Source organism: Leifsonia aquatica H1aii (assembly GCF_000633535.1).
Classification (GTDB): Bacteria; Actinomycetota; Actinomycetes; order Actinomycetales; family Microbacteriaceae; genus Leifsonia; species Leifsonia aquatica_A.
In genome coordinates this window covers 192626-204524 of record NZ_AYMR01000006.1, presented here as the reverse complement: position 1 = coordinate 204524, position 11899 = coordinate 192626, and the positions used below count along the sequence as shown (strand labels likewise).

Genomic DNA, 11899 nt, shown 5'->3' with positions numbered 1-11899 from the left:
TCCTGCGAGCGGATCGGTGCTCACGGCACGCGGTACAGCCACTCGTCCGTGGCGAACTTCTCCTCCACCAGCCGCTCCGCCTCGGCGTACTCGGCCTCGGTGAGGTCGCCCTCCGTCGCCCCGTAGAGGCCGGCGAAGGTCTGCTTCATGCGCTCGATGATCTCTGCGCGGCTGAGTCCCGTCTGGCTGCGCAGCGGGTCCACCCGCTTCGCCGCGCTGGTGATGCCCTTGTCGCTGATCTTCTCCCGGCCGATGCGGAGCACCTCCGTCATCTTCTGGCCGTCCATGTCGTAGCTCATCGTCACGTGGTGGAGCACGGCGCCGGAACCGAGACGCTTCTGCGCGGCTCCGCCGATCTTGCCCTTCGGGCTCGTGATGTCGTTGAGCGGCTGGTAGACGGCGTCGATGCCGAGCGACTTCAACGCCACGATCGCCCACTCGTCGAGGAAGGCGTAGCTGTCGGCGAAGCTCATGCCCTGCACCAGGTCGGCAGGGGCGTAGATCGAATAGGTGACCACCGAACCGGCCTCCATGAACATCGCACCGCCGCCGGTGATCCTGCGGACGACCTGGATGCCGTACTTCTCGGCGTTCTCGGGGTCCACCTCGTTCTTCACCGACTGAAAGCTGCCGATCACGACCGCGGGTTCGTCCCACTCCCAGATGCGCAGGGTCGGCCCTCGCGTGCCGTCGCCGACCTCGTTCGTGAGCACCTCGTCCAGGGCGAGGTGCATGAGCGGCGAGACCGCCTTCGCGTGCACGATCTCCCACGGGTAGTCACGCCAGCTGGTCGCCTTGGCCAGGGCGCGGCGGATCGCGACCGCGACCGCATCCGGCGAGAACCCGAGCAGGATCGCCCCCTCGGGGAGGGCGGCCGCGACGGCCGCGGCGATCGTCTTGGCGTCGGACTCGGCGGCGAGACCGTTCACCGCCGCGTCGATAGCCTCCAGCGCGGTGTCCGGCTCGAGGAAGAAGTCGCCCGCGAGGCGGAACCCGCTGATCCGGCCGTCCACGACCTCCAGGTCGACGACGACGAGCTTCCCGCCCGGGACCTTGTACTCACCATGCATGCCCCCAGCCTAAGTCCGCGCGGGTCGCCATCCCTTCCGGAGTTTTGCACACTCATGCGCGGCGTGTTGCGCGCAAAAGTCCGGAAGGGATGGTCGGCCGCGGGAGCTAGGCGCGGGCGGGGAAGCGGGCGCCGAGCCAGGCGGTGAGGTCGGCGATCACCTCGTCGCGGTTCGTCTCGTTGAAGATCTCATGCCGGGCGCCGGGGTAGACGATCGTCGTGACATCGGTCAGGCCGGAGCGCGCGCGATAGGCGTGCTCCAGCTTGCGCGCGGAGGCCTCGCCGCCGAGCGGGTCGTCGCCGCCGACCTGGATGAGCAGCGGGAGGTCCCGCGCGAGGGAGCGCGCCGGCCGGCCGAGCATGCGCGCGGCGTCCGCGAGGCCGAAGAGCTGCTGCAGCGGCGTCAGCGTCGTGAGCGGGTCGTCGACGAACTCCTGCGCCACCCGCGGGTCGCGGCTGAGCCACTCGGCCCCGGTCGTCCCCAGGTGCGCGTGCCGCTTGTTCAAGTCCCCGCTGTTCATCGAGCCGACCATCCGATACGCCGTTCCCGAGAGCACAGCGGCGTCGTACTCGTCGCTGTGCCGGTTCAGGATGATCTGCCCCATCAGGGAGCCCCAGCTGTGGCCGAGGTAGATCAGCGGCAGCTGCGGGTCCTCGGCGCGGATCAGCCGGCTGAACGCGCGCACGTCGCGGATGGCCGCCCGCAGCCCGCCGGGCCCGAGCCGCCCGATCTTCGAGGAGTCCCCGCCCCACTGCTCCAGGCCGGTCCGGCCGTGCCCGCGGTGGTCGTCGGCGTAGACCGCGTACCCCTCGCCGGCGAGGTGCTCGGCGAGGGCGCGGTAGCGACCGGCGTGCTCGCCCACGCCGTGCGCGATCTGCACGGCCGCGCGCGCGACGCCACGAGCCGAGTACACGTCGTAGTGGATCCGGATGCCGTCGTCGTCGATGAAGTCATGCTGCACGCGTTCATTGTGACGCATGATCACCGCCCGGTGGCGCACGGATTTACTTAGCGTGTCTAAATTGCTAAGCTAAGTATTCGTGGCTTCCCGGATCTCGACGCATGACCTGAGCAGCGCGTTGCGGATCTCCGTGGCGCGGCTGTCCCGCCGCCTGCGCGCGGAGAAGGAGGACGACGAGCTCAGCGACAGCCAGACCTCCACCCTCGCGTTCCTGGTGCGGGAGGGCTCCGGCACCATCGGCCGGCTCAGCGAACACGAGCGGGTGAAGCCGCCGTCGATGAACCGCATCGTCAACCACCTCGAGCAGGCGGGCTACGTCGAGCGCACGTCGGACGCGGAAGACGGCCGCAAGGTCGTCGTCGTCCCGACCGCGGCCGGCCGCGCGCTCGTGGCCGAGACCCGGCGCCGCCGCGACGCCTGGCTGCACCAGCGCCTCCGCGGACTCACTCCGGAGCAGCGCGCCGTTCTCGCCGAGGCCGCGACAATCCTGCGGGAGGTCGCCGACTCGTGAGCGCGATGTTCCGTTCGCTCGCCGGCGTCAACTACCGCATCTGGGCGGCCGGCGCCCTGGTGTCCAACGTCGGCACCTGGATGCAGCGCACCGCCCAGGACTGGATCGTGCTGACCCAGCTCACCCACAACAACGCCGCCGCCGTCGGGTTCGTGATGGCGCTCCAGTTCGGCCCGCAGCTGCTCCTGCTGCCGGTGACGGGATGGGCGGCCGACCACCTCGACCGCCGCAAGCTGCTCATGGTGACCCAGGGCGGCATGGGCGTGCTCGGTCTCGGCCTCGGTCTGCTGACCGTCACCGGGATGGTCCAGCTCTGGCATGTCTACGTGTTCACCCTCCTGCTGGGCGTGGTGGCGGCCTTCGACGCCCCCGCGCGGCAGACCTTCGTCTCCGAGCTGGTCGCCGGACCGAACCTCTCCAACGCGGTCGCTCTGAACTCGGCGTCGTTCAACTCGGCCCGCCTCATCGGCCCGGCCGTCGCCGGACTCCTCACCGCCGCCGTCGGGGCGGGCTGGGTGTTCCTGATCAACGCCGCGACCTTCGGCGCCGTGCTCATCTCCCTGATGACGCTGCGCCGTGAGCAGCTGTACCGCAGCGAGCGCGCGAAACGATCGCGCGGAGGCCTCGTCGACGGTTTCCGCTATGTGCGCAACCGGCCCGACATCCAGGTCATCCTGGTGATGGTCTTCTTGATCGGGACCTTCGGCCTCAACTTCCCGATCTTCATCTCGACGATGTCGGTCACCGTGTTCCATCAAGGCGCCGGCGAGTACGGCCTGCTGTCGTCGGTCATGGCCATCGGGTCTGTGGTCGGAGCGCTGCTCTCGGCCCGGCGGGAGCGGCCGCGGGTCGCTCTGCTCTTCGCGGGCGCGGCGTTCTTCGGCGCGGGATGCGCCATCGCCGCGGTCATGCCGACCTACTGGCTGTTCGCGATCGCGCTCATCGTGATCGGCGTCTCGTCGCAGACCCTGATGACGACGGCGAACGGCACGGTCCAGATGACCACCGACCCGGTGCTGCGCGGGCGTGTGATGGCGATCTACATGGCGATCTTCATGGGCGGCACGCCGGTCGGCGCCCCGATCGTCGGCTGGGTGGCGGACACGTTCGGGCCGCGCTGGGCGATGGGCGTGGGAGCCGCGAGCGGTTTCGCCGCCGCCCTGGTCGGGGTGTTCTACCTGGTGAAGTACCGCGGTCTGCGCGTCCGGTTCACGGGCATGCGGCCGCGCGTCACGGTCAACGCACGCGAAGAGGTCCGCGAGGAGCTCGCGGACACCGAGGCCACGGCGACCCGCACCTCCTGATCGGCGGCCCCGTCAGGAGTACTCGGGCGGGTTCTTCGCGTAGCGCCAGGCGAGCTCGTTGTCGAGCACGAACCGGGAGAGCGTCTCGTCGCGCGGGAGGCTCTCCCCGACCTCCGCCTCCACGAGCGCGAGCAGCGCGCCGGCGGTCGCCCCAGTCGGCTCGGCGATGACCGCGGCGAGCGCCGCCGAGAAGCCGGCCGGCACCTGGGGAAGGGCGGCGACCTGCGCGGTCAGGTACTTCGGCCCCGAGAAGAAGACCCTGTTGTGGGCGAGCATCGCGCGCCCGGCCGAGGTCGCGAGATGCACCGAGGCGTGGGCCAGCAGCATCCGCTCGCCGCTCTCCGCCGCCTGGGGGAGGAAGTACCCGCCGTGCAGCCGGCACTGCGCCACGAATCCCGCGACCCGGTCCTGCCACTGCTCGGCCGAGACGGTGGTGACGCGGTCGATGCGTGCCGCCAGATCGGGCACCCGGCTGTAGGCGATGCGGGACGCGGCGAACGAGTCGCGCACCGGGTCGTCGCCGCGCTCCGCGGCCTCGTCGAGGTACGACAACGTCGCAAGCTTGATGTCGTAGTAGCCGTCCGGATACCCGACGTCCTCCGTCTCGACGTACATCAGCCGGCGCTCACGGAACGCCGCCTCCCATCTCTCCTCGGTGACGACGAGGTACAGGTCGACGTCGGACCCCGGGCGAGCCGTGCCGCGGGCGACCGACCCGGAGATGACGACGGCGAGCACGTCGGGGTCGGCGGAGACCCGCTCGACGTAGCGCTGCACCGCCCGGTCGTGGTGCTCCATCTAAGCCTCCGCGCTGCTCGCGCGCACGACGAGCTCCGGCTGGTAGAGGATGCGGCGCGCCTCGCGATCGGGCTCCTCCGCCTCCTCGAGCAGGATTTTGACCGCCGTGTCGCCGATCAGGTGGCTGGGCTGGCGGACCGAGGTCAGCGGGACCACCGACGCGCTCGCGAATTGGATGTCGTCGTAGCCGACCAGCGCGATCTCCTCGGGGACCGCGAGCCGCCCGCGGATGAACAGCGACTGGAGCAGCCCGATCGCCAGGAGGTCGTTCGCCGCGAACACCGCGTCGGGACGATCCCGCACCGCGCGTCCGACGATCCCCTCCCCCGCGCGCCGGCCCTCCGGCACCGTGAGGGCGTCCACGGTCACGACCTCCAGCGTCACGCCGGGATGCTTCTGCACCTCGAGCCGGGCGCCGGCGAGGCGGTCGCTCACCTGGCGTATCTCCACCGGGCCGCCCACGAACGCGAGCCGGGTGCGGCCGGAGGCGATGAGGTGCGCGGCCGCCAGCGCTCCGCCCGCGATGTCGTCGACCGACACGGAGCTGAACGTCGAGTCGCTGCTCTCGCGGTCGACCAGCACGGTCGCGATGCCGCGATCGCGCATCTGCCGCAGGCGTGGCGCCGGGTCGCCGACCGGGGAGAGCAGGACGCCGCGCACGCGCAGCTCCTCGAACAAGGTGAGGTAGCCGGCCTCGCGGTCCGTGTGCTCGTTGCTGTTGCCGACGATCACCGAGTAGCCCGCGGCGACTGCGGCATCCTCCGCCGCCGTCGCGACGTCGGTGAAGAACGGGTTGCCCCCGCTGAGCGTGATCAGTCCGATGGCCTGGCTGTGCCCCAGCCGGAGCTGGCGGGCGGCCTCGTTGCGCACATAGGAGAGCTTCTCCATCGCCAGCGTGACGCGCTCGACCGTCTCCGGCGACACGATCTCCGGTCGGTTGAGCACATTGGACACCGTCCCCACGGAGACCTGTGCGAGCGCTGCGACGTCCTTGACGCTTGACGATGCCATGACGAGTCCCTCCCGCTGGTCATCGTAGCGGACAGAGGGATTGAAACGAAACAATCTTGTGCACTCCGTATGGCAGCGCGAGCGCTCGATGGCTGCGGCCCATTGAATCGGCTGAATCGCGGCACGCGAGAGGCGGACCCCGAGACAACGGGCCACCGACCGACCCTTACCTGGGGATGGAAGTCGTGATTGAATCGACACAATTGCGTCTTGACGCGGGGCATCGAGCACCCTATCTTCAAATGAAGCGTTTCAAGCCGCTCCGACACCCGGGAGCACGGGCGCTGAAAATACAAGGAGGTATTTGATGTTCTCTCGAACGACGACGACGCGTGTCGTCGCCACGCTCAGCGGGGTCGCGCTCCTGGGCGCCGCGCTCGCGGGCTGCAGTTCGTCCGGCAGTTCCGACGGATCCACCACCATCTCCCTTCTCGCGGGCGGAAACGACCCGGCGAGCACCAAGTTCGCCAACGACCTGGCGAAGGGCTTCGAGAAGGAGAACCCGAAGGTCACGGTCAAGGTGGAGACCCGCCCCGCCGGTACCGACGGCGACAACCTGATCAAGACGCGACTCTCCACCGGCGAGATGAACGACGTCTTCCTCTACAACTCCGGTTCCCTGTTCCAGGCGCTCCACCCCGACACCCAGCTCCAGCCGCTCACCGACGAGGCGTGGGTGAAGGACATCACCGACGACTTCAAGAAGACCGTCAGCACCGACAAGGGCACCTACGGCGCCCCGACCGGCACGACCTTCGACGGCGGCATCATGTACAACAAGAAGGTCTACGCGAAGCTCGGCCTGAGCGTCCCGAAGACCTGGGACGAGTTCATCGCGAACAGCGAGAAGATCAAGGCCGCCGGGATCACCCCGGTCATCACCTCGTACGGCGACACCTGGACCAGCCAGCTCTTCGTCCTCGCCGACTTCGCGAACATCTCGGCCGCCGACCCGAACTGGGCCGACGACTACACCGCGAACAAGGCCGACGCCAAGTACTCCAAGTCGCCCGCCCTCGCCGGCTTCACCCACACCCAGGAGGTCTTCGACAAGAAGCTCATGAACGAGGACTACGCGTCGCTCACCAACGTGAACGCGCTCAAGATGCTCGCGACGGGCGAAGGCGCCCAGTACCCGATGATCACGACCGTGATCAGTAACGTGCTGCAGAGCAACCCGGACCAGGTGAACGACATCGGCTACTTCGCGATGCCGACCGAGTCCGGAGACCCGCACGCGACCGTGTGGGAGCCGGGCGGCGCCTACATCCCGAAGTCCACCACCGGAGACAAGCTGACCGCGGCGAAGAAGCTCGTGGCCTTCATCAACTCGGACGCGGGCTGCGCGATCCAGAACAGCGCCGGCACCCCCGCCGGTCCGTTCGCGATCAGCACCTGCAAGCTGCCCTCCGACGCCCCCGCGCTGGTGCAGGACGAGCTCAAGTACCAGGAGGACGGCAAGACCGGCCTCGCGCTGGAGTTCGTCTCCCCGATCAAGGGCCCGAACCTGGAGAAGATCCTGATCCAGGTCGGCTCCGGCATCTCCAGCGGCACGGAGGGCGCGGCCCTCTACGACCAGGATGTGAAGGCTCAGGCCCAGCAGCTCGGCATCAAGGGCTGGTGACGCCCGCTCGGGCCGGCGCACCGCGCCGGCCCGAGCACCCCCCACGCAGAAGACTCGATGAGGAGCAGACTATGTCGACGGCCAGTCCCGCGACGGCCGCTCAGGCGGCCGACATCATGACGGAGTTCGGGAGTCCGGACAAGCGCAAGCCGAAGAGGCGCATCCGGTCCCACTACCCGACCTGGTTCTTCATCCCGGCGCTGGCGCTCTACGCGATCTTCTTCGCGATCCCCACGATCGCGTCGTTCTACTTCTCCTTGACGCGCTGGTCGCTCTTCGACGCGCAGTTCATCGGCTTCGCGAACTACGTCCAGTTCTTCCAGGACCCCCAGCTCTACACGAGCTTCATCCACACCCTGATCTACGGCGTGCTCACGTCGGGCGCCAAGGTCGTCATCGGCTTCGCGCTCGCCCTCCTGCTCACCGGGCCTGTGGTCGGCCGCGGCTACCTGCGTGCGGTCGTCTTCTTCCCGGTGCTGCTGTCGACCATCGGCGTCGGCATCCTCTGGAAGTCGCTCCTCGATCCGTTCCACGGCATGGTCAACGCCGTTCTGGGCTTCTTCGGCCTGCCGGAGCCCGGCTGGTTCACCGACCCCAACCTCGCGCTCTACACCATCGCCGGCGTCGACATCTGGAAGGGCGTCGGCATCGCGACCCTCATCTTCATGGCGGGCTTCGTCGCCATCCCCAGCGAGTACTACGAGGCCGCGCGGATGGACGGCGCCAGCAGCTGGCGCATCCTGCGCGACATCACCATGCCGCTCAGCCGCGGTGCCACCGCGACCGTGATCATCCTGTCGCTCATCGGCGGCCTGCGCTCGTTCGACATCATCTGGGCCACCACGGGTGGCGGTCCCGGTTTCACGAGCGACGTGCTGGCGTCGGTGATCTACAAGCAGTACCAGGCCGGCTTCTACGGCCTCTCGACCGCGGGGAACGTCGTCCTCTTCCTCGTCGTGACGGCGATCATGGTGCCGCTGTCGTACTTCCTGAACAGAAAGCAGGTGGAGCTGTGAAGCGGCAGCGCATCCGCGCCTGGATCGTCGGCGTCATCGCGATCCTGGTCTCGATCATCGTCTTCCTGGTCCCGTTCGCGTTCGTCGTCCTGCAGTCGGCGAAGACGCCGGACGACGCGTCGAGCCTGGCGTTCAGCTGGCCCAAGGAATGGCAGTTCTTCGACAACTTGGTCGCGGTGCTGCAGAGCAACGACGGCCTCATCTGGCGGGCGTTCTTCAACTCGGCGGTCCTGACCGTCGGTTCGGTGATCGTCATGGTCATCCTCTCGGCGATGGCCGGCTACGTGCTCGCCCGCAAGCGCAGCAAGTGGGGACCTCTGGTCAACTTCTTCGTGCTGGCCGGCCTGATCGTGCCGCCGGCCGTGGTTCCGACGATCTGGGTCCTCCAGGGCGTCGGGCTGTACAAGACGATGCCGGGCATGATCCTCATCGAGGCGACCTTCGGGCTCTCGTTCTGCATCCTGATGTTCCGCTCGTTCTTCGGCACCGTGCCCCGGGAGCTCGACGAGGCGGCCGTGCTCGACGGCGCCGGCCGCGTGCGGCTCTTCTTCCAGGTGATCCTGCCCCTGCTGCGTCCGGTGATCGTGACCGTGATCGTGGTGCAGTCCGTGTTCGTCTTCAACGACTTCGCCGGACCGCTGTACTTCCTCCCCGGCTCGGACAACGCGACGGTGCAGACGACGCTCTACACCTTCTCGGGCCAGAACCTGAGCTTCTACAACCTGCTCTTCATGGACATCCTGCTCATCACCATCCCCCCGCTCGTGGCCTACATCTTCTTCAACCGGCAGATCATCGCCGGCATGACCAGCGGAGCCGTCAAGGGCTGACCACCCGTCGGCACCGCGCACGCCGCACCGATACGACACCGACACCGACACCGACACCGACACCGACACCGAGAACGAGACTGGAGAACCACGCACCATGAACTGGCACGCCCGTATGATCGCCGCCGACGCCGCGTACGACGGCGCCCCCCTGCTGCGCCGCGAGTTCGCCCTGGAGGAGGGCCACGGCGCCGTGGCCTCCGCCGCACTGACCCTCACCGCGCACGGCATCGTGGAGGCCTTCGTGAACGGCCGGGCCGTCTCCGACGACCTGCTGACGCCCGGATGGAGCGCATACGAATGGCGGCTCCGCTACGCCACCTACGACGTCACGGACCTCGTCGAGGGGACGACCGTGCTCGGTCTCGCCCTCGGCAAGGGCTGGTTCGGGGGCCGCCTCGGCTGGTCCGGCGGCGGTTCCTGGTACGGCGACGACCTCGGCGCCTTCGCGCAGCTGGTGGTGACGTTCGAGGACGGCACCACCCAGCTCGTCGTGACCGACGAGGACTGGGCGAGCGGCCCGAGCGCCGTGCTCGCCAACGACCTCTACGACGGCCAGACCATCGACGCGCGCCGCCGCGACGAGTCCTGGAAGCAGCCGGGGTTCGCCGGCGACGGCTGGACCGGCGTGCGCGTCCTCGACCTCGACACCGCCGCACTGGAGCCGTACGTCGGTCCCAGCGTGCGCCGGTGGGCCAGCCTGCCCGTGCAGGAGATCAGCACGTCGCCGTCCGGCAAGACGCTGATCGACTTCGGTCAGAACCTGGTCGGCTGGGTCAAGGTCCGCGTGCAGGGACCGGCCGGCACCGAGATCGTCATCCGCCACGCCGAGGTGCTGGAGGACGGCGAACTGGGCGTCCGCCCGCTGCGCACCGCGCAGGCCACCGACCGCTACATCCTGAGCGGGGGCGAGGACGTCTTCGAGCCCACCTTCACCTTCCACGGCTTCCGCTACGCGGAGGTCGAGGGCTGGCCCGGCGAGCTCGCGCCCGCCGACCTGACGGCGATCGCGATCGGATCCGAGCTGAAGCGCATCGGCGAGTTCCGCTCCTCCGACCCGCTGCTCAACCAGTTCCACGAGAACGTGGTCTGGGGGATGCGCGGCAACTTCGTCGACGTGCCCACCGACTGCCCGCAGCGCGACGAGCGCCTGGGCTGGACCGGCGACATCGCGGCGTTCGCTCCCACGGCGGCCTTCCTCTACGACGTCGACGCCTTCCTCAGCGACTGGCTGATCGACCTCGGGCTCGAGCAGGCGCACCACGATGGCATCGTCGGCTTCGTCATCCCGGATGTGCTCAAGTACCTCGACCGCCCGACGGACTTCGGCGAGGTCGACTCGACCGCGCTCTGGAGCGACGCCGCCGTCTGGGTGCCGTGGTCCCTCTACAGCGCGTACGGCGACGAGAGCGTTCTCGCCCGGCAGTTCGACTCGATGACCGCGCATGTGCGCCGCGTGAAGTCGCTGCTCTCGCCCGCGGGCGTCTGGGACGGCAACTTCCAGTTCGGCGACTGGCTCGACCCGGACGCACCGCCGGAGGACCCGGCCCGCGCCAAGGCGGACAAGGGCGTGGTCGCCACGGCCTGCGCCTTCCGGTCGGCGGACATCGTCGCGCAGACCGCGCGGATCCTGGGCCGGGAGGCCGAGGCGGCCGAGTTCGCCGCACTCGCCGCCGACCTCCGGGCGGCGTTCACCCGCGAGTACGTGCACGCCGGAGTCGTGACCAGCGACTGCACCACCGTCTACGCCCTCGCGATCGTCTTCGGCCTGCTCGACGACGCCGACCTGGCCGTGGCGGGGGACCGCCTGGCCGAGCTGGCGATCGCCGCCGACTACCGCATCTCCACCGGCTTCGCGGGCACACCCTTCATCACCGATGCGCTCTCCCAGACCGGCCACACCGACATCGCGTACCGCCTGCTGCTGGAGCGCGAGTGCCCGTCGTGGCTCTACCCCGTGACCATGGGGGCGACCACGGTGTGGGAGCGCTGGGACTCCATGCTCCCGGACGGCACCATCAACCCGGGCGAGATGACCAGCTTCAACCACTACGCCCTCGGTGCCGTGGCGGACTGGATGCACCGGGTCGTCGGCGGCCTCGCCCCGTTGAAGCCCGGGTACTCCTCGGTGCTCGTGGCCCCCGTGCCCGGAGGCGGGCTCACCGAGGTCGAGACGTCGCTGGAGACCCCGCACGGCCGGGTCTCGGTCGCGTGGACCCTCGACGGCGACGCCTTCACCGTGGAGGCGACGCTGCCGGAGGGCGTCGACGGCATCTTGCGCCTCCCCGGCCAGGACGACCGGGTCATCGGCTCCGGGACGATCACGGCGACCGCAGAGCTGCCCGCACCGGTCGGCGCCGAGCGCTGAGGCCGGACGGAACGATGAGGATCGTGCGGCGCGGGTGCGGTGCTCCGCCTCGCGCCGCACGTGCCACCGGAGGGAGGGAGGACCGATGCAGAGAGTGTGCTTCACGATGCGCCTGAGGCCCGAGCGCGCCGACGACTACCTGGCGGCCCACGAGACGGTGTGGCCCGACATGCTCGACGCGCTGCGCGACGCGGGATGGAACGACTACTCCCTGTTCCTCGACCGCGACGAGGGGCTGGTCGTCGGCTACCTGCAGACCGAGGACTTCGACGCGGCGGTCGCGGCGATGGCCGAGCGGGAGGTCAACACCCGCTGGCAGGCGGGCATGGCCGGCTACTTCGTCGACGGGACCGCGCCGGACGGCAGCCTGAAGCGCCTCACCGAGTACTTCCACCTGGACTGAACC

At 69.2% G+C, this 11899-nt stretch carries 11 protein-coding genes; 7 read left to right on the top strand and 4 right to left on the bottom strand.

Going from position 1 to position 11899, the window contains the following annotated elements; genetic code table 11:
- Positions 1-20 precede the first annotated feature (20 nt).
- Complete coding sequence (locus tag U870_RS0104860; RefSeq protein WP_025156288.1) at positions 21-1070, bottom strand: lipoate--protein ligase family protein; 1050 nt, start codon at positions 1068-1070, stop codon at positions 21-23.
- A gap of 106 nt (positions 1071-1176) precedes the next feature.
- Positions 1177-2049: an alpha/beta fold hydrolase gene (locus U870_RS0104855; protein WP_025156287.1), complete on the bottom strand. Its 873-nt coding sequence runs from the start codon at positions 2047-2049 to the stop codon at positions 1177-1179.
- A gap of 61 nt (positions 2050-2110) precedes the next feature.
- Between U870_RS0104855 and U870_RS0104850 the strand changes: the two genes are divergently transcribed.
- Both U870_RS0104850 and U870_RS0104845 read left to right on the top strand, forming a co-directional pair.
- Complete coding sequence (locus U870_RS0104850) at positions 2111-2542, top strand: MarR family winged helix-turn-helix transcriptional regulator (RefSeq protein ID WP_025156286.1); 432 nt, start codon at positions 2111-2113, stop codon at positions 2540-2542.
- A gap of 5 nt (positions 2543-2547) precedes the next feature.
- Complete coding sequence (locus U870_RS0104845; protein ID WP_029947193.1) at positions 2548-3846, top strand: MFS transporter; 1299 nt, start codon at positions 2548-2550, stop codon at positions 3844-3846.
- Positions 3847-3858: 12 nt separating this feature from the next.
- On the opposite strand, the gene U870_RS0104840 is transcribed toward U870_RS0104845, so the two are convergent.
- Positions 3859-4644 (bottom strand): nucleotidyltransferase domain-containing protein, encoded by a 786-nt coding sequence (locus U870_RS0104840; RefSeq protein WP_025156284.1) that lies wholly within the window; start codon positions 4642-4644, stop codon positions 3859-3861.
- On the bottom strand, positions 4645-5655 hold the full coding sequence (locus U870_RS0104835) for a LacI family DNA-binding transcriptional regulator (protein ID WP_025156283.1): 1011 nt from the start codon (positions 5653-5655) through the stop codon (positions 4645-4647). It abuts the gene before it with no gap.
- Positions 5656-5962: 307 nt separating this feature from the next.
- On the opposite strand from U870_RS0104835, the gene U870_RS0104830 reads away from it, so the two are divergent.
- The 5 genes from U870_RS0104830 (at position 5963) to U870_RS0104810 (ending at position 11896) form a co-directional block, all read left to right on the top strand.
- A complete protein-coding gene (locus U870_RS0104830) occupies positions 5963-7279 on the top strand; it encodes an ABC transporter substrate-binding protein (RefSeq protein WP_025156282.1) in 1317 nt (438 codons plus the stop codon).
- A 71-nt stretch (positions 7280-7350) separates the two neighbouring features.
- Entirely contained in the window at positions 7351-8295 is a 945-nt protein-coding gene (locus U870_RS0104825; RefSeq protein WP_025156281.1) for a carbohydrate ABC transporter permease, read from the top strand.
- Entirely contained in the window at positions 8292-9125 is an 834-nt protein-coding gene (locus U870_RS0104820) for a carbohydrate ABC transporter permease (protein WP_025156280.1), read from the top strand. The genes U870_RS0104825 and U870_RS0104820 overlap by 4 nt, the downstream gene beginning before the upstream one ends.
- 97 nt (positions 9126-9222) lie before the next feature.
- Positions 9223-11493, top strand: a complete 2271-nt coding sequence (locus U870_RS0104815) for an alpha-L-rhamnosidase (protein ID WP_025156279.1) — start codon at positions 9223-9225, stop codon at positions 11491-11493.
- 85 nt (positions 11494-11578) lie between these two features.
- On the top strand, positions 11579-11896 hold the full coding sequence (locus U870_RS0104810; protein ID WP_025156278.1) for an L-rhamnose mutarotase: 318 nt from the start codon (positions 11579-11581) through the stop codon (positions 11894-11896).
- Positions 11897-11899 lie beyond the last annotated feature (3 nt).

Coding starts and splice junctions, on each gene's coding strand:
- U870_RS0104860 (WP_025156288.1), bottom strand. CDS start 1,070: ATGCATGGTGAGTACAAGGTCCCGGGCGGGAAGCTCGTCGTCGTCGAC.
- U870_RS0104855 (WP_025156287.1), bottom strand. CDS start 2,049: ATGCGTCACAATGAACGCGTGCAGCATGACTTCATCGACGACGACGGC.
- U870_RS0104845 (WP_029947193.1), top strand. CDS start 2,548: ATGTTCCGTTCGCTCGCCGGCGTCAACTACCGCATCTGGGCGGCCGGC.
- U870_RS0104840 (WP_025156284.1), bottom strand. CDS start 4,644: ATGGAGCACCACGACCGGGCGGTGCAGCGCTACGTCGAGCGGGTCTCC.
- U870_RS0104835 (WP_025156283.1), bottom strand. CDS start 5,655: ATGGCATCGTCAAGCGTCAAGGACGTCGCAGCGCTCGCACAGGTCTCC.
- U870_RS0104830 (WP_025156282.1), top strand. CDS start 5,963: ATGTTCTCTCGAACGACGACGACGCGTGTCGTCGCCACGCTCAGCGGG.
- U870_RS0104825 (WP_025156281.1), top strand. CDS start 7,351: ATGTCGACGGCCAGTCCCGCGACGGCCGCTCAGGCGGCCGACATCATG.
- U870_RS0104815 (WP_025156279.1), top strand. CDS start 9,223: ATGAACTGGCACGCCCGTATGATCGCCGCCGACGCCGCGTACGACGGC.
- U870_RS0104810 (WP_025156278.1), top strand. CDS start 11,579: ATGCAGAGAGTGTGCTTCACGATGCGCCTGAGGCCCGAGCGCGCCGAC.